This window comes from Streptomyces sp. NPDC051020 (genome assembly GCF_040683105.1).
Lineage (GTDB): Bacteria > Actinomycetota > Actinomycetes > Streptomycetales > Streptomycetaceae > Streptomyces.
On record NZ_JBFBCG010000011.1, the window covers coordinates 64661 to 82366 of the forward strand.

10 protein-coding genes and 1 pseudogene are annotated in these 17706 nt (G+C 68.4%); 2 read left to right on the forward strand and 9 right to left on the reverse strand.

Features of this window, described 5'->3' with window-relative positions; translation table 11 throughout:
- Positions 1–54: 54 nt before the first annotated feature.
- The 6 genes and pseudogenes from fxsT to AB0N06_RS08840 form a co-directional block, all read right to left on the reverse strand.
- Positions 55–4377 carry an FxSxx-COOH system tetratricopeptide repeat protein gene (fxsT, locus tag AB0N06_RS08815; protein ID WP_366133982.1) on the reverse strand — a complete coding sequence of 1441 codons (4323 nt, stop codon included), beginning with the start codon at positions 4375–4377 and terminating at the stop codon, positions 55–57.
- Complete coding sequence (locus AB0N06_RS08820) at positions 4377–5438, reverse strand: AAA family ATPase (RefSeq protein ID WP_366133983.1); 1062 nt, start codon at positions 5436–5438, stop codon at positions 4377–4379. The genes fxsT and AB0N06_RS08820 overlap by 1 nt, the downstream gene beginning before the upstream one ends.
- The gene (locus AB0N06_RS08825) at positions 5435–6928 is read right to left on the reverse strand and encodes a hypothetical protein (RefSeq protein ID WP_366133984.1); all 1494 of its coding nucleotides are present in this window, start codon (positions 6926–6928) and stop codon (positions 5435–5437) included. The genes AB0N06_RS08820 and AB0N06_RS08825 overlap by 4 nt, the downstream gene beginning before the upstream one ends.
- Before the next feature lie 158 nt (positions 6929–7086).
- Positions 7087–7248, reverse strand: a pseudogene (locus AB0N06_RS08830) (LacI family transcriptional regulator); the annotation flags it as partial.
- Positions 7249–7376: 128 nt separating this feature from the next.
- Positions 7377–8630 carry a cytochrome P450 gene (locus tag AB0N06_RS08835; RefSeq protein WP_366133985.1) on the reverse strand — a complete coding sequence of 418 codons (1254 nt, stop codon included), beginning with the start codon at positions 8628–8630 and terminating at the stop codon, positions 7377–7379.
- Positions 8627–9931, reverse strand: a complete 1305-nt coding sequence (locus AB0N06_RS08840; protein ID WP_366133986.1) for a cytochrome P450 — start codon at positions 9929–9931, stop codon at positions 8627–8629. The genes AB0N06_RS08835 and AB0N06_RS08840 overlap by 4 nt, the downstream gene beginning before the upstream one ends.
- A 328-nt stretch (positions 9932–10259) precedes the next feature.
- Here AB0N06_RS08840 and AB0N06_RS08845 point away from each other — a divergent pair, with 328 nt between their 5' ends.
- Entirely contained in the window at positions 10260–12932 is a 2673-nt protein-coding gene (locus tag AB0N06_RS08845; protein WP_366133987.1) for a TIM-barrel domain-containing protein, read from the forward strand.
- 98 nt (positions 12933–13030) lie between these two features.
- Here the strand turns inward: AB0N06_RS08845 and AB0N06_RS08850 are convergent, their stop codons facing one another.
- The 3 genes from AB0N06_RS08850 to AB0N06_RS08860 are packed head-to-tail and all read right to left on the reverse strand — an operon-like array spanning position 13031 to position 15472.
- Positions 13031–13798 (reverse strand): amino acid ABC transporter ATP-binding protein, encoded by a 768-nt coding sequence (locus AB0N06_RS08850; protein ID WP_366133988.1) that lies wholly within the window; start codon positions 13796–13798, stop codon positions 13031–13033.
- Between the two features lie 7 nt (positions 13799–13805).
- Positions 13806–14594, reverse strand: coding sequence for an amino acid ABC transporter permease (locus AB0N06_RS08855; RefSeq protein WP_366134027.1), 789 nt, complete (start codon positions 14592–14594; stop codon positions 13806–13808).
- Between the two features lie 47 nt (positions 14595–14641).
- A complete protein-coding gene (locus AB0N06_RS08860; RefSeq protein ID WP_366133989.1) occupies positions 14642–15472 on the reverse strand; it encodes an ABC transporter substrate-binding protein in 831 nt (276 codons plus the stop codon).
- Positions 15473–16010: 538 nt separating this feature from the next.
- On the opposite strand from AB0N06_RS08860, the gene AB0N06_RS08865 reads away from it, so the two are divergent.
- A complete protein-coding gene (locus AB0N06_RS08865; RefSeq protein ID WP_366133990.1) occupies positions 16011–17537 on the forward strand; it encodes a S8 family serine peptidase in 1527 nt (508 codons plus the stop codon).
- Positions 17538–17706 lie beyond the last annotated feature (169 nt).

Genomic DNA, 17706 nt, shown 5'->3' on the forward strand with positions numbered 1-17706 from the left:
CATGGACGGCGGGACCGGTCCGGCAGTTCTTCCTGCGGATGCGCCGCGCACCGGTCAGATCGGCAGCGGTGCGATGTCGCATTCGATGCGCTGGTGCAGGCGCGCAGTTGCCTGCCAGGGATGGTTGTCCCCCAGCACCCGTGAAAGACCTTCGATCGCTGCCGCGTTGAGCCGGTCGGCCTCCGCCGACCGGCCCAGGCCCCGGTGATCGAGGGCGAGGTTGGCAGTGCAGACGAGTGTCAGCGGGTGATCGGGGCCCGCGGTCTCGGTGAGGCGGGGAAGAATGGCGGCATCGGCTTCCTGGGCGTGGGCGAAGTCCAGCCGTGCGTAGTGATTGTTGGCCCCGCTCATGGCAGCGGTGAGGGTGTTGATGTGGTGTTCGCCCAGCCTGCTCTCCAGAAGCTGCCACGCCTGACTGTCCAGGGTTTCGGCCCGGTCGATCTCCCCGAGTGCCCGCAGTGTGGCCGCCAGGTTCACCTTGGCGGTCTGTGTGTTCGGATGACGGTCGCCGAGTACCGCTCGATAGGCGGCCAGTGTCCGCTCCCCCAGCTCCCGGGAGCCCGCGAGATCCCCGTTCATCCTGCGCTCGACCATGGTGTGGACCGCGGCGGCAAGGGCGTCCATGTTGTTCAGGCCGTACCGCGTGGTGAACCGGTCGAACGTCTGCTCCGCGAGGGCCGCTCCTCCCTCGACCACACCGGCCCTGCGCCGGCACACGGCGAGGTTCAGGGCCGCTCGAATGGTGGCAGCGTTGGTCTCCCCGAAGTAGGTGACGAACGCTTGATAGTTGGACTCCTGGAGGGCGCGCGCGCCGAGATAGTCGCCTGCCTCACGAATGTCGATGGCGAGGCCGTTCAGCGTGTTGAGAGTGAGGCCGCTCGCCGGCCCGTAGAGAAGCTCGCGCTGGCGCGCCGTCTCTTCGTCGAGCTCCCTCGCGGTCTCGAAGCGGCCGCTCGCCCGGAGGGAGACACCGTAGTCGTGCGCGGCGCTCAGGGTCGCCGGATCCTCCGGCCCGAACAGATCGCTGGCCCTGGTGAAGGCCTCCTCGTCGAGATCGCACGCCGCCTGGATCTCGCCCTGGTGGCGCAGGGCCCCGGCCATCTGCCACATGGAGTCGATGAGTTCCTCGTCCGGGATCTGCGCGCCGCGCGAGATCGCCAGAGCACGTTCGTTGTGGGCGACCGCCTCCTCCGGACGCCCGAGAAGCCGGAGATAGAAACCGAGCAGCTTGGTGACCCTGATGACGTGCAGGTCCTCGTCGCCGGACTGGGCGCGCCAGGCGGTCCACGCCTGCCGAGCCTGCGCCGCGCCCGACTCGTGCGCACCCCAGTAGTAGAGGAAGAACACCATGTCGTAGACGAGGTCGCGGACCCATGGATCGGAGCTCTCCACCGCTCCGGAGGCGATTACATGCGGGAGGATCGCCTGGTAGGCGGGCCACTGGTCGGGGGACGCGGGGGCGCCTGGCTTGGCCGTGGTGAGCAGCAGGTGGGCCGCTCGTGTCATCTTGGCCCGCTCCTCGGGATCCAGCCTGGCCACGATGACGTTCTGCATCAGCCGGTGCATCTGCAGCGTGCCGGTCTTGTGGTCCAGCCTCACCAGGGACAGCTTGCTGAGGTCGCGGGTGGCGCGGGCGAGCAGCAGCGGGTCGCGCAGGACCGGGTCGAGCTCCGGTGTGATCTCGACGTTCCGGCCGCCCCTGAGCATGTTCAGCGGAATGGGCTCCGGCGCCATGCACGCGCAGATCTCGAGGAGTTGACGGGCCGCCGGGTTGTCCTGCGACAGACGTCCGAGCGAGATGTCCCAGACTGCGGCGACCGGCAGCGGGTAGTCGGGGGACGGGTCGAGTTCGAGGATCTCGGGCCGGCGCTGTTCCAGCAGCTCGAGGTACTCGTCCACGGGCATGCCGGTGGCGGCGTGCCATGCGCCCGCCTGCTCGACAGCGAGCGGCAGGTCGCCCAGGGCAGCGGCGAGCCGGCCCGCGTCCGTGCTGCTCAGGCCCCGGGCGCGGCGCTGCAGGAGGGTGATGCTCTCCTCCCGGTCGAAGACGTCGACGCTGAGCGGAGTCGCGACCCGTTCCCACTCGCGGTTGCGTGAGGTGACGATGATCTTTCCCGGGCCGCCGTTGGGGAAGTAGGCCCGCACGGCCTCGATGTCCTCGGCGTTGTCGAAGACCAGCAGCCAGTTGTCGAACGGTTTGCCGGTACGGAGTGCCTCGCGCACGGCCGGGACCGCGGCGTTTGCCTGGGGGCCCACCTCCAGGCCCAGGCTGCGGGCAAGGTCGGCAAGGGCGCCGAGAATCAGGTTCTCCTGTTCCGCCGAAATCCACCAGATGACGTTGAACTCGCCGCTGTGGCGGTATACGTACTCGACGGCGATCTGGGACTTGCCGACACCGCCCATACCGTGCAGCGCGTGCGGGAGAACGGCTGTGGTCTCGTCCTCCTGCAACTGCCGTTCGACAGCGGCCAGAAGGCTCTCGCGCCCAGTGAAGTTGGGGTTCTTCGGCGGTACATTCCCCATGATCTTCGGCTGGCCGGTCCGGACGAACCGCGTCTCCGGTGTCGTGACTTCCACTCTCGGGTCATCCCTCCGGGCATCCTGGTCATCTGTTACGGGTGTCGTGGGCGACACGGATCCTCCTGGTGAAACGGCCGGATGCGACCGGGGGGCGTGGGCATTCACATCAAATGCCTCTTTATCATCTCTGGTCGCCTCCGTTGTCTGCCCCGCACCGCGCAGCCGGTCGATCAGGCGTGCCGCCCGGTGTCGGTACGGCAGCCCTCCCAGGGCGCGCAGTACGGCCAGCTCGATGCGGAGCCACGTGTGGCCGCCCGTGGTGTCCGGGAGATCCGCTCGCGCCGGGTCCCGCAGCGCCGCCCGGAGCCTGATGCCCTGCGCCTGGCCGGCCCTCGACTCCGCGACAAGGCCGACGGCCCGGGCCAGCTGAGTGCGGTTACTGGTCGCCAGCAGGGCCTCGCGGACGCCTTCGGCGAAGTCGGGGCGGCCCTCGCCGTCGCGCTCCCAGTCGATGAGGCCGCCCATGAGGATCTCGGCCAGATGGTCGGGCCCGGACTCGGGAAAGGCCCGGTCGCGCAGCTCCTCGATGACATCGAATCGCAGCGGGGCGACGGCCAGCAGCACGGCCAGCTGCCGCGCGAGCGGGCTGGCCAGCGACACGAACTTGCGTACGGCAGCTGCCGCCGCGCGCGGTCCGTCGATCCTCGGTGCCTGCAGACCCGGCGCCGGCACGCCCTTGGCCATCGCTCCGGCCAGTACCACCGGGAGCGTACGCCGGACGCCGCGTTCACCAGTGACGAGATCGGCCCAGGCCCGGAACGAGCCGGGGCGAAGGCTGAGCACCGGAACCGGCACGGAGCCGTCGTCCTGGTCGGGCAGCAGGTGCGCCTGGTCGGGCATGCCGTGGAGAGGACGACAGAGGAAATGCCGGTTGAGCGCCCCGAATCCGGCCGCGTCCAGCTGGGCGCGGAAGGGGTAGAGCGAGGACCTGTGGCGCAGATACGGGGGAAGCAGATGGACGAGGGCCGTCGGACCGCCGGCCGAGAGCCGACCCAGCAGTTCGTCGGCTTCCTGCCCGGCCCAGCCCGCCGCCAGACCGTCGGTGACGACGAGGAACAGCCGTGACCCGCGTCCGTCGAGCAGCTCCGCCGGGTCGGCGTGCCGGTCGCCCGGCCAGCGCAGGACCGGCATGCCCCGCCCGGGGAGCTCCACCTCCACCGTACGGACGTCGCGGAACGCGCCGCTGCGCACCGCCTCATCGGCCAGTCGGCGGACGGTGCCGCTCCACACGGGCATGCTCGGCGCATTGTCGACGAGCAGCATCAGGTCGAAGGCACGCTCCTGCACGGGCTCGAGGTAGGGAATCCACAGCCCGTCACTCAGACCACACTCGGCGGTGCGCGCCTCGTCGAGACGGTTCAGGTAGCGCGAAGGCACACGTCGGCCGAGCCCCCGCAGCGCCTTCGCCAGTGGCAGCGGCACCACGCGTCGCACCGGTCGCGGCGCCGCCGGAAGCACCGCCTTCGGCAGGCTGCTCCGGGTCTCTTCGACGGCTTGCAGAGCCAGCTCTCGCGGATCGATGCCGATCATGCTCCCGGCGGCCACCACGTCCGCCGAAACTTCACCCGAAGGAGGGGCGGCCACATCGGAGGGCACGTCCGGCTCCGGCTCACCGGACAACTGTTCAGGGGTGTCCGGCTCCTGGCCCGAGGTCCGCCCGGACACGTGCCATGCCGCGGCCAGCCAGGCTGCGTCGGCGATGTCCTGCCAGCTCGGGCCGCCGTCCGCGCCATGGGTGGCGGTGTGGCTCGACGAGGCCGGCACGTCCGGAGCACGCTCCCGTGGCGAGCCGTTCATCAGCGGCCTTTCGAGAGGTCGCGGAGAAGCATCTCAATGAGCTTACGCCCGTCCGCATCGGCCTGGAATCCATTGGCCGTGGTGAGTTGCACGGCGTTCAAAAGCTGATCCACCGACTGGGTGCCCCCGCCGTGCAGCCGCCTCTCGAACTCGTCCACGAGTACTTCGACTCCCTCCGGTCGCTGACGCAGATGGCTGACCACGATGGCAATCAGCTGCTCCCGGCTGGGCGGGCGCATCTCCAGGGGCAGGCAGCGGCGCCGAAAAGCGGCTGGGAATTCACGTTCGCCGTTGCTGGTGATCACGACGACGGGGAATTCCACACACTCGACGCGCCCTCCTCTCACGACGGCCCGGCGTTCAGGATCATCAGTGAAGACCGACACTTCCGCCGCGTTGGTGCGCACCAGCTCCGGAATGTCGAAGCTGCCGTTCTCGAGGACGTGCAGCAGATCGTTGGGCAGGTCGATGTCGCTCTTGTCCAGTTCGTCGACCAGCAGGACACGCGGTCGCTCGTATGCGAGCAGTGCCGTGCCCAGAGGGCCGAGGGTCAGGAAGTCCCCGAGGTCGGGCGCGCTGCCGCGGCCCCCCTCCGGCACATCGGCCCGTGTCTCGCCGCCCGCCCGCCAGGCCGCGATGGCCTGTGCCCGCCCGATGGCGTCGTACTCGTAGAGCCCGCCACGCAGCGTCGTCCGGCTGACGATGCTCCACGGCAGCACCCGCCCGAGCCTCAGCTCACGGGCGATCAGATACGCGAGGGTCGACTTGCCCACCCCGGGCGGCCCGGTGATCAGCAGCGGTCGGCGCAGCAGGAGCGCCGCGTTGACGGCGTCGATCTCCTCCTCGCGCAGCTGCGGACCGTCCTGTACGACCCCGAGGCGGCGCAGGGCGGCCTGCGCGTCGTCGGGTGGCTCCGGCTGCAGGGGACTCCCCGAGAAGACTCTCCAGGGCGGCGGGGACGGAAGCCTCGGCGGCTCTCCGGCAGGAGCCTGTCCCATTGCGTGGAACACCCTCCAGGAAGGCGGCACCACAGGCAGGGCGGTCGTGTCCTGCTCGGTCATGCTGTCAACTCCTCACAGTCGACCAGGCGGTTGGGATCGTCCCAAAAGAACGCAATGTGTCTTCCCAATAGCAGGCTGCCGCCATCCAGTTCCTCAGCGCTTTTACGCAACTGACTTACCTTGGAGCCAAGTTGGGCCGGATTGTGCCCGAGCAACAGCGTCAACACCTCACCCGACTGCGCGGGACTGTCCGGCCTGCGGTCCCACGCGGCGAGGCCCACCCCCTCGGCGACAGCGGCGGCGAGCGCCTCCAGACCGTGGCCGGGCAGGGCAGGCACGTCGAGTATGACCGCGGTCAGCTGCGGGTCCGATGCCAGCGTGGCACGCCAGCGGTCGAGTTGCCCGGCCTCCGCACTGCGCCAGCGGAACGCCTCGGCGGCACCGGCCGTTTTGAGCCGCTTCCATCGGGCCCGCCACCGCCTCAGCTGCCCGGGGTCACGGGTTCGCATACGCTCCAGACTCCGCAGGTGAATATGGTAACGAAGGCCTATCGGCAGCGCGTCATGAGAGCGGGTACCCAGCTCGAGCCTAGCCATGTCGTGATTGAGCAACTGGAACGGAAGTACGAACTCGACCTGTACCGGAGGTTCGTTTTCCGTGTCCGGCACATCGGCCCATCGGGCCTCACCACGGTGGATGGCACGTTCGACCGCCACCGCCAGGGTGTCGAGAGTCGCGCGCTCCACAGCACCCGCCACCGGCTCCCAGTAGCCTGGTGCCGCATTGACCCAATGACGTACGTAGATATCGGGCGAACCGTCGTCTGCGGGCTCCACCATCACAACGAGAGAGCGTGGCACTTCCGGGTCGGTCCTCGGTAGAGCCGTGATCGCGCGCCGGCGTTCCTGAAGCGCGCCCACCGCATCGGCACCGGCCTCGGCGGCCCATCGGTCCGACCAGTCCCTGAGCTTCTCACCGAGGATCGCGCCCTGATCGATGGCGATCACCTCCACCAGAACCACAGCCGGGGGCAGTCCGTCGGCCTGCGCGTTGACGTCCCGCAGATAGTCGAAGCGCTGAAGGGGGCTCAGCCCGTAGGGAATGTCGACGCCGAGCTCGTGACTGAGGATCGCGTGCACGCGGCCGTCGTCGAAGTCCCGGACCTCGGCGAGCAACCCTCCGATATCCTGAACAGCGGTGTCAGCGAACACCAGGGGCAGCTCGGCAACCGTCTCGTCGGGCCAGGCAGTGCCGGCGAGCCTGGCCAGCCGCGCCGAGTCCTCGGGGCCGGAGGCGACACTCACACCGAAGACCAGCGCATCGAGTCCGCCTTCGCGCCTCAGGACATCCATGACCAGGGACAACATGTCGACGCGCGGGTTCTTGCGCAGGTAGTTGATCTCCACCCGGAGCTGCATGGCGACCAGCGCCACGAAGTGGATGCACTGATCCGGATCGCGCACACAGTCGAGCGCGCATAATTCGTCGACCAGCGCCCCGACCAGATATGGATCGGTCTCGCGCGGCCCTTGCGGCGCGTATGCCACCACCGACCATCCCCCGCTGAGCCGGTACTTCCTCCACCACAACTGATCGCGAAGCTATCACGTCACATCTTCAGCAACCAGGTTCATTCACGGGCCCGTTGCCCCCCTTGCCCCCTCGCCCCCAACCGCAGACGTAGCGCGCGGCCGTCAGCCGGAAACCGGAGGAGCAGGACGTCGGATCCATGGGTGCGGGCGGTGGTGGCAACGGCGATCTCCATCATCACGGGCACATACATGTCGGTGTGCATCGCCACCATGAGCGCGATGATGCCGGACCGGCTGCTCGCGAGGGCGCGGGCCCCGGCGTTGGGGTGGAACACGAGAAAACCTGACCCACTGGCTGCGGGGGTCGACACACGGTCGGATTCCGTACGTCCCCACCGAGTTCCGGGTGGGCTGCCCCCGTCACCCCGCCATGCGGGACGCCGGCGGGCAGCCCGTACCCTCCCGTTCAGCCGTTGAGCAGCACGGGGAAGGACTCCATGTCGTTCTGCGTCATCACCGGCAGCTTGCGGAGCTCCTCGTCCGGCACAGCGAGCGTCAGCCCGGGAAAGCGGTCGAACAGCGCGGGCAGGGCGATCCCCGCCTCGACGCGGGAGAGCGCCGCGCCGGGGCAGATGTGCGGGCCGTGACCGAAGGTCATGTGGCGGATCGGCGTGGGCCGGGTGATGTCGAAGGCGTCGGCGTCCACCCCGTGCTGTTCGACGTCGCGGCCGATGACCCGGTAAGAGATGACGACGCCCTCCCCCTTGGCGATCACCTGGTCGCCGACCTGGATGTCCTCCGTCGCGAACCGCATCAGCAGATGGGTGGTGGGGGTGTCCCAGCGCAGTGTCTCCTCGATCACCGTCTCCCACGGGATCTCGCCGTCGAGCACCATGCGCAGCTGGTCGGGGTGGGCGAGCAGGGCCCGTACCGCATTGAGAATCAGCCCGATGGTGGTCTCATGGCCTGCCGCCACCATGGCCTTGAGGTTGCCGACCACTTCCTCCTCGGTGAGCGGCTCTCCGCCCTCGTCGGCCAGGATGAGCGCGCTGGTGAGGTCGTCCGTCGGCTGCGCGGTCTTCTTGCGGACGAGCGCCGCGTAGAAGACGTCCAGCTCGGCTAGCAGGGCCAGCCGCTCCTCCTGCGGGGTGAGCATGGAGAAGAAGGCCTTGTACTTCTTCGTCAGCATGGGGTACTCGGCTTCGTCCACACCCATCAGCATGCCGACCACCCGCATGGGCAGCGGCTGGGCGAACACGGACTTGAGGTCGACGACACCGTCCTTGCCCTGCTCGGCCAGGGCGTCCAGCAGTTCCTCGGTGAACTTCTCGATGTCCGGGCGGATGGCCTCCAGCCGGCGTGGGGTGATCGCCTGCGAGATCTTGGTGCGCAGCCGCCGGTGTTCCTCGCCGTCCACGGTGAACATGGACCGCCCGGCATCGATCATGCCGATCAGCGGCCAGGCGTGCGTCACCGCACCGCTCTGCCAGAGCCCCCAGGCGTCGAGGTCCTTCACCAGGCGCGGGTCGACGAGCAGTTGACGCGCCTCGGCATGCCGGGTGACGGTCCAGGCAGGAACCCCGAGCAGCTCGATCCTGGCGAGCGGCCCTGCGTCGCGCAGGCGTGCCGTCTCTCCGTCCAGGTCCTGGACCATGGGGTCGATGACCACGGCCCCGCCCCCCGGAGTGGCCTGGTGAGCGGCGGCGTGAGGACAGTTCAAGAGAAGTCTCCTGTCATGGGTACGGGCGTGAACCGGACGGGCAGCGAGGTCATCCCTCGCAGGAAGGCGGACTGCCGCCGGACGAGCGTCTGTGCGGGCACTGCGAGGGCGAGGTCGGGCAACCGGTCGAGGAGCACCTCGATACCGGTACGCGCGATGGTCTCGGCGATCTCCTGTGCGGGGAACGGGCAGCGGTACTCGCCGTGACTGAAGGCCAGGTGGGCACTGTTGCCGCCCTGTCCGGACATTCCCTCGGTGGCGATGCGCTGCCGTACGTGCGGGTCGGAGTTGGCCGCCCCGAGACCGAGGAGCAGCATGTCCCCGGCGCGGATGTTCCGGCCGGCGAGCCGGGTGTCGCGGGCGGCCCAACGACCGGCGAGGATCTGGGTCGGGCTCTCCTCCCAGAGAACCTCGTTCATCGCCTCGGCCACACTGTGCCGGCCCCCGGCCAGGGAGTCGGCGAACAGGTCGTCGGTGAGCATCAGCCGCAGGGAGTTACTGATCCAGTCGGCGGTGGTCAGATGTCCGGCGGCCGTGATGGCCATCAGGTCGAGGACGTATTCCTCGTCGGTGAACGGTTCGTGGTACGCCAGCATCCTGGAGGTCACATCGTCTCCGGGCACGGCGCGCTTGGCCGCGACCAGCCGCTGCATGTGCTCCCCGAACCGCACATGCGCACTCTGCGCCTCGGGACCGCCGTCGGCGAGGTCCTTCAGCACCTGTGCGATGTCCGTTCCCTCCGCGTCCGGGAAGCCGACGAGCCTGGCGAGGACCAGGACGGGCAGCGGCTCGGCGAACTCGGCCACCAGATCGGCCGTACCGCGCGTGCAGACGTCGTCGACGAGCCGGTCGGCCAACTCCTCGCAGTGGCGCCGGATTTCGAATGGATCGGTGCGCTCCAGGGCCGGCCCCACCATGTCGGCGTGGCGGCGGTGCTCGGCGCCCGCGGTGAAGTAGATCGACGGCATGGGGCGACCGACCATCGGGAGCAGTGGCCAGTCCTCGGGAATGTTCTCCCACTGGTTCCACAGCCCGACGTCCCGGGGGAACAACTCACCGTCACTGGTGACCTGGTGGAGTTCCCGGTATCCGATGACCAGCCAGGCGGGGAACCCGCCGGGCAGCTCGACGGGGACGACGGGGCCGTGATCACGTCGCATGGTGCGGTAGAGGGCCTGGGGCTCGGTGTGGAATTCGGGACCGCTGAGCGGCACCGCGGCCGAGCCGTGCCGTACCGGACAGCCGCCGCCGGTAGGCGTTTCGGGGTCGGGCGCGGGCACGGCGGAAGAGGGGCGCGTCATCGAACTGACTCCTGTGGCGGCGGCTTCGCGTTGCGGACCCAAGATCAACGCGACACCACTATAGGGATGTCGAGTGAAGGTTCAGGCGTCAATCGCGACCGATCTCGACACTTTGGCGATCACAAGAAGCGGACACCGAAGCGCGTTTGATCACAAGCGGGGCGAACTCCCCCAGTGCACCGCCCTTTCCGTACCGCCGGCAATCCAGCCGCTGGACCGTTGACATGCACCTGCATGAGGGTGAATCCTCGTGCGACAAGTTGCGCGATCTCATGCATGTTCAAGCATTTGCAAACATCCTGTGCTTGGTTCGAAAGGGATGCATCCCGTGCGAAGACTTCACCACCGGTCCCGCTGGACCGCCCTGGCCACGACCGGGCTCGTCGCCGCCCTGGCCGCCGCCCTGCTCGGCGCCCCGGCCGGGTCCGCCCACGCGGCAACCCCCGCGAGCGCCGTGCTCGACGAGGCCCACAAGAGCGTCACCTGGCAGAGCCCCGTCTACCCCAAGGGGACGTTCGGCGGCCCCAAGGAGTGCCCGTCCGCCGCCGAGGACCCGGACAACAAGGTCTGCGACCGCTTCGACCTCACCGTGTCGACACCCGAGGGCTACTGGGACGACAACCCGGAGGGCGGGGTGCCGATCTCCATCGAGTGGCAGAAGCCCGCCGAAGACTTCGACATGTACATCTACGACTCCGCCGGCAAGCAGGTCGCCTCCAGCGCGGGCACGGCCGACCCCGAGGCCACGGTGATCCCCCGGGCCAACGGGACGTACCACGTGATCGTCGTGCCGTACGACGTCACCGACAACTCCTTCACCGGCAAGGCGTACCTGCCGGAGACGACCGACTCGGGAAACCTGACCTCCTTCGGCGGGAGCAACGGCAGCTACTCCATCGAGGCCGGAGAACTCAAGGCGAAGGCCGAGTTCCTGACCGGAGGTCAACTGCGCCTCCAGGCCACGCCGTCGGGAGAGTTCACCGACCCGGCCGGCACGGCGATCATCCGCAGGCAACCCGCCCTCCAGAAGCACACCAGCACCTTCGACAAGGGCGAGTACTACGGGATCCGCTCTCCTGACGCCGTACTCCGCGTCTACAAGAAGCCGCTGCGCTTCGGCCTCTACGAGGCCGACAACCGGACCCGGATCTGGCAGGAGGACAAGCCCCTGCGCTGGTCCACCGGAGGAATGCGGCAGAGTCTCGAGCGCGGTACGGACGAGCAGTTCTTCGGTGGCGGCGAGCAGAACGGCAGCTTCTCGCACCGTGACAAAACGGTGTACGTCGCCAACAACTTCAACTGGAACGAGGGTGGTTACAACAACTCCCAGCCCTTCTACCTCTCCAGTGCCGGATACGGCGTCTACCGCAACACCTTCGCGCCCGGTGTCTACCACTTCGGCTCCCCGGTCCAGACCGGTCAGCAGGAACGGCGTCTCGACGCGTACTACTTCATCGGGGACGCGAAGGAGGTGATCGGCAAGTACACCGCCCTGGTCGGCAAGCCGTTCATGCCGCCGGTCTACGGCCTCGAACCCGGTGACGCCGACTGCTACCTGCACAACGCCAACCAGGGCGAGCGCCACACCCTGGACGCGCTGAAGGTCGCCGACGGCTACACGCAGAACCAGATGCCGCTGGGCTGGATGCTCGTCAACGACGGCTACGGCTGCGGTTACGAGAACCTCCCAGAGACCGCCAAGGGCCTCCAGGACCACAACGCCCAGCTGGGCCTGTGGACCCAGAACGGCCTGGACAAGCTCGCCGACCAGGTGAAGGCGGGCCAGCGGGTCGCAAAGCTGGACGTCGCCTGGGTCGGCCAGGGGTACGGCATGGCGCTCGACGCCTGCGACAAGGCCAAGTCCGGCATCGAGGAGAACAGCGACGCCCGCGGCTTCGTCTGGCTGCCCGTCTCCTGGGCGGGCGCGCAGCGCTGCGGCGTGCTGTGGAGCGGTGACCAGTCCCTGTCCTGGGACTTCGTCCGCTGGCAGATCCCGACGTACGCCGGGGCCACCATGTCCGGCATCGCCTACAACACCGGTGACGTCGGCAGCATCTACCGGCACGACGCCAAGATGTACGCCCGCGACCTGCAGGCCAAGTCGTTCCTCCCGGCCCTGATGACCATGGACGGCTGGGCGACGGACCTCACCACCAAGAAGAAGATCAACCAGCAGCCGTGGGTGGACGGCGAACCGTACACCTCCATCAACCGCAAGTACCTCCAGCTGCGGGAGCGGCTGCTGCCGTATCTCTACACCCTGTCCGCCGAGGCCGCGAAGACCGGCGTGGGCGCGGTACGCCCGCTGTGGCTGGAGTACCCGGACGACCCCGACACCCTGGGCGCGAACGCCAAGTACGAGTACCTGGCGGGCTCCGACTTCCTGGTGGCCCCGGTCTACGAGGACTCCGACACCCGTAACGGCATCTACCTGCCCAAGGGCACCTGGACCGACTACTGGACAGGCAAGACCTACGAAGGCCCGACCACGGTCAACGGCTACCACGCCCCCATCAACACCCTGCCCCTGTTCGTCAAGGGTGGCTCCATCGTGCCGATGTGGCCGAAGGGCACGACGTCCTGGCAGACCCGGGACCGGAGCGAGCTGGACTACGACCTGTACCCGCAGGGCACGAGCACGTACACGCTGTACGAGGACGACGGCGTGACCCGGAAGTTCGCCGAGGGCTCCTCGGCCACGCAACGCGTACGCGTGCAGGCACCCACCCACGGAAGCACGAGCACCACCATCGAGGTCGGCGCGAGCGTGGGACGTTACGAGGGGAAGCCGGCCGCCAGGGCGTACCGATTCACCGTGCACAGCAAGGACGCACCGTCGCGGGTGGTCATGAACGACGACCGCCTCCAGCGACTGAACTCCGCAACGGCGTTCGCCTCGGCCGAGTCAGGCTGGTACACGGACCCCGCGACCGGGGTCACGGAGATCAAGACGCCGTCCGTCTCCACGGGCCACGGCTTCACGGTCGAGCTGCGTAAGTAGCAGAAAGCAATCACCGGACAGTGTCAGGAGCCGTCTCAAGGCGGCCCCTGACACATGTCCGGAGCCAAGGACTCCAGCGGCGGACCCGTACGGATGTGTCAGACCTCAGGCTGCATGGCGTCCGGGTGCAGGACCCGGGCGAGGAAGGCCTTGGTCCGGGGGTGCTCCGGCCGGGCCAGTACATCCTCCGGGGCGCCCTCCTCCACCACTCGGCCGCCGTCCATGAAGACCACTCGGTCGGCGACGTCGCGGGCGAAGCCCATCTCGTGGGTGACGACCATCATCGTCATGCCTTCGTCGGCCAGGGTGCGCATGACCCCCAGTACGTCGCCCACCAGTTCGGGGTCGAGCGCGCTGGTCGGCTCGTCGAAGAGCATCAGCCCTGGCCCCATCGACAGGGCCCGCGCGATGGCCACACGCTGCTGCTGGCCGCCGGAGAGCTGGGAGGGGAAGCTGTCCTCGCGGTCGGCCAGGCCGACTTTGGCGAGGTTCTCGCGGGCGATGCGGCCGGCTTCCTCCCTGCCGCGTCCGAGAACCCGACGCTGAGCGATCGTCAGGTTGTCCAGGACGTTCAGGTGAGGAAAGAGGTTGAACTGCTGGAAGACCATGCCGATCCGCCGGCGCATCGCGTCCAGATCGATGTCGGGATCGGTCATGTCGACACCGCCGACGGTGATCGTGCCGCTGGTCGGCTCCTCCAGCAGATTCACACACCGAAGCAGGGTCGACTTCCCCGACCCCGAGGGGCCGACGACGCACACGACCTCGCCGGGCGCGACCGTGAAGTCGATACCGCGCAGCACTTCGACGTCGCCGAACGACTTGTGCAGCCCCTGGATCTCGATGGCCGCAGCCATGTCCGCCATCCCGTGATCACCTCGCCTGTGCATGACGGGCCTCGAGGCGCCGTACGAGATAGCCGAGCGGGACAGTGACCACGAGGTAGCACAGGCCCGCGACGAAAATGGGGGTGGTGTTGGCCGTCGTACTGGCCAGGTCGCGCCCGAACTTGGTGAGTTCACGCTGCTGAAGGGTGACGCCCAGGAACAGCACCAGTGAGGAGTCCTTGAAGAGCAGGACCAGTTCGTTGGTGAGCGGCGGCACGATGATCCGGAAGGCCTGAGGGATCACGATCGACCGCATCGCAGTGGCGTGCGACATGCCCAGCGTGCGCGCCGCCTCCAGTTGGCCGCGCGGTACGGCCTGGATGCCCGCCCGGATGGTCTCCGCCATGTACGCGGCGGAGACCAGACCGAGGGCGCAGGCGACCTGCCCGTACGTCTGCCCGGGAAAGACGATCCCCGGGAAGGCGAGCGGAACACCCACCCCGACAAAGATGAAGATCAGCAGGGCGGGCAGGCCGCGGAAGAACTCGATGTACGCCATCGCGAGCCAGCGGTACGGCGCAACGGACGACAGCCGCATCAGGGCCACTACGACGCCCAGGACGAGTCCGACACCGAAGCCGGTCAGCGTGTACACCACGGTGTTCAGCAACGCGACCGTGATGAGTTCGGGGAAGAGCCGTTGGGCGACCGACAGGTCCAGAAACTGCTCCTGGAGCTGCTGCCAGTCGGCCAGCGCGCCCACGACCACCACGGCGACCACGAAGACGGCGTACTGCACCCCGCGGGAGATACGGCGCCGGCGTCGCGGCGACATCCGGGGCCGCGACGCCGTCTCCTCGCCCTTACCGGTGATCAGGGTGGTCACTGGGCGTCGGCACCCTTCGGCATGGGCCCGATCCACTGCTCGTACAGCTTCTTGTACGTGCCGTCGGACTTCGAGTCCTTGATGGCCTGGTCGATCGCCGCGAGAAGCTTGGGGTTGCCACCCTTGCGGACCGCGAAGCCGTACTGCTCACCGGTGTCGAGATTGCCCACGATCTCGAACTTGGCCGAGTTGGCGGGGTCCTTGAGCCAGTTCTGCACGACCGGGTAGTCCTGCACGATGACATCGACCTGGCCCGTACGCAGTCCGTTGAGCTCTGCATCGGAGCTCTCGAAGGACTGCGGGTCGGCGCCGTGCTGATGGGCGAAGTCCTCGCCGGTGGTGGAGGACTGGGAACCGAGCTTGAGCTTCTGCTTGGTGATGTCCTCGACAGTCGCCGCCTTGACGCCCTTGCGGGCCAACAGGGCCTGGGTGGCGTCGAAATACGGGACGGAGAAGTCCAGGTTCTGCTTGCGCTCGTCGGTGATCGTCATGCCGGCCGCGGCCACGTCACAGACACTGGCATTGAGGTCGGCACCGGTCTTGATCGTCTCGAACGACTTGTCCACGACGACCTGCTTCACACCCAGGTCCTCGGCAACCAGATCAATCATCGAGACATCGAAACCGACCACCTTTCCGTCCTTCTCGGACTGGAAGGGTGCGTACGGCAGGTGCGTACAGGCGGTTATCTGGCCGGACTTGATCAGCTTTGCACCATTGACGGTCGCGCCATCACTGCTGCTACTACAGGCACTGAGCGGGAGTGCAAGCGCGACGGCCGCGCAGATCACGGCGATCCGGCGGGAGGGCAGACGGGACGAGCTCATGAGAGATCCCCTTGCTCACGAAGGACGGACTCGCGGACGGAGGTGAGGACTGACTCGCGGATCGACGCCGAACCGCGATCAAGGTCACACAGAATGTCGGAGCACTGACGGAAAGTCCACCCTGCCGGGATGGCCCGGGACTTCGTCGCGCTTCACTCCAGGCGGCTCACCCCCGGGGCTGCTGCACGGCTCTTCAGCTCCCTGGGCTTCCGGCGGTAAGGGAAGGTCAGCCGTACGGGTCGCTGGCCTACGCACTGCGCTTCCGTGCCCCGGACCGCACGCTGACCGCCGACGAGGCCAGTGCGGCCCGCGAGGCCGCGGTCGCCGAGGCGGTCGCCCGCACCGGCGCCGTCCTGCACGGCGCCTGACGCACCGGCAGACGCCCCGGCTCGGCATGTCCGAGCTGGGGCTTTTCCATACACGCACACTACATACAACTATTGATCGACCCCAGGTCTATGCCCTAGCTTCATCTCTCATGCGCTCGGCCGCGGGCAACAAGCCCGCGGCCGTTTGCGCGACGAAATGGAGGCCATGCATGGATCTGCGCTCTGTCTTCCCACCCCGGCCCGCACACCCGCGGTACCGCCGAACGGCATCTGCCTTGCTCGGCCTCACCATGGCCGCAGCCCTCACCGCGCTACCGGCGACACCATCCCACGCAGCCCCGCAGGCCGCCACCGGCCCGCTCCTCAGCTATTTCGTCAACACCCATCCCGGACATGCCGCCGCCCTCGTTGCCGAGCAGCAGATCGCGCAGGCCGGCGGCACCGTCGTGCACTCCTACGAGCAGATAGGCGTGGTGGTCGCGCACTCCGACAACCCCGCCTTCGCGGGGACGCTGCGCGCCACCCGCCTCTTCGACTCGGTCGGCGCCACCCGCACCGCCCCCCTCGCCCCGGCCCTGGAGAGCAACCCGGTCGGGCTGAGCGCCGAGGAGGCCGCCGCTGCCGACAGCGCGGCCGATGCCGGGCAGGAGCCGCTGGAGCCCCTGCAGTGGGACATCCGCGCCATCAAGGCCGATCAGGCGCACGCCGTCAGCCTCGGCAGCAGACGCGTCCTGGTGGGCGTGATCGACACCGGCGTGGACGACACCCACCCCGACCTGGCACCCAACTTCGACGCCGCGGACTCCGTCAGCTGCGTCAGCGGCGCCCCCGACACCACTCCCGGAGCCTGGCGGCCCACCGCGGAAGCCCCGGGCTACTACCACGGCACCCATGTCGCCGGAACCATCGCCGCCGCCCGCAACGGCATCGGCGTCACCGGAGTGGCCCCAGGCGTCCGAGTGGCCGCCATCAAGGTGTCCGAGCCGACCAAGAGCCGCTTCTACCCGGAGAGCGTGGTCTGCGGCTTCGTCTGGGCCGCCGAACACCACGTGGACATCACCAACAACAGCTACTACACCGACCCCTGGTACTTCAACTGCCTCGACAACCCCGACCAGAAGGCCGTCGTGGAGTCGGTGCGCCGCGCTGCCGGCTACGCCGAGCACCGCGGCACCCTCCATGTCGCCTCGGCCGGAAACAAGAGCTGGGACCTGGCGGCCAAGTCCATCACCGACACCTACAGCCCCAACGACGGCACCCCCGTCAACCGGGAGATCGACCCGCGCAAATGCCTGGACCTGCCCTCCGGCCTGCCCGGCGTGGTGACCGTCGCGGCCACCGGCGCCCTGAACCTCAAGTCGTCGTACTCCAACTACGGTCAGACCGTCATCGACGTGGCCGCGCCCGGCGGTGACTGGACCTTCTACCAGCCGCCGCAGGCTCCGGCGGTCAGCGGAGGCATCCTGTCCACCATGCCGGACGGCGACGGCTACGGCTACCTCAACGGCACCTCAATGGCGTCCCCGCACGTCGCCGGGGTGGCCGCGCTGCTGAAGAGCACTCACCCGGACGCCTCGCCGCACCAGATCGCGAAGATGCTGGAGCAGCAGGCGGACGCCCTCAGCTGCCCGGTGCCGTACGACATCGACCGTAACGCCGTCTGCCAGGGCGGCACGCCCTACAACGGCTTCTACGGGCACGGCCTGGTGAACGCACTCCGGGCGGTCACCCCCTGAAGTACCCACGGCCCACGCGCCTCGGGTGAGTGATGCACACCGCGACCTCGCCCCCCTCACCGTCCGGCAGGGTGCGGAACGAGAAGCACGCCGTTGCGTCGTCTCCGGAATTCCAACTGCCTGGGCGGGGCCGTCGCACGTCCAAGTCACGCACCCGAAGCGCACGCCC

Bases quoted from the DNA above. Each gene is read 5' to 3' on its own strand.
- AB0N06_RS08855 (WP_366134027.1), bottom strand. From the start codon at position 14,594: ATGTCGCCGCGACGCCGGCGCCGTATCTCCCGCGGGGTGCAGTACGCC.
- AB0N06_RS08865 (WP_366133990.1), top strand. From the start codon at position 16,011: ATGGATCTGCGCTCTGTCTTCCCACCCCGGCCCGCACACCCGCGGTAC.
- AB0N06_RS08820 (WP_366133983.1), bottom strand. From the start codon at position 5,438: ATGACCGAGCAGGACACGACCGCCCTGCCTGTGGTGCCGCCTTCCTGG.
- fxsT (WP_366133982.1), bottom strand. From the start codon at position 4,377: ATGAACGGCTCGCCACGGGAGCGTGCTCCGGACGTGCCGGCCTCGTCG.
- AB0N06_RS08860 (WP_366133989.1), bottom strand. From the start codon at position 15,472: ATGAGCTCGTCCCGTCTGCCCTCCCGCCGGATCGCCGTGATCTGCGCG.
- AB0N06_RS08840 (WP_366133986.1), bottom strand. From the start codon at position 9,931: ATGACGCGCCCCTCTTCCGCCGTGCCCGCGCCCGACCCCGAAACGCCT.
- AB0N06_RS08850 (WP_366133988.1), bottom strand. From the start codon at position 13,798: ATGGCGGACATGGCTGCGGCCATCGAGATCCAGGGGCTGCACAAGTCG.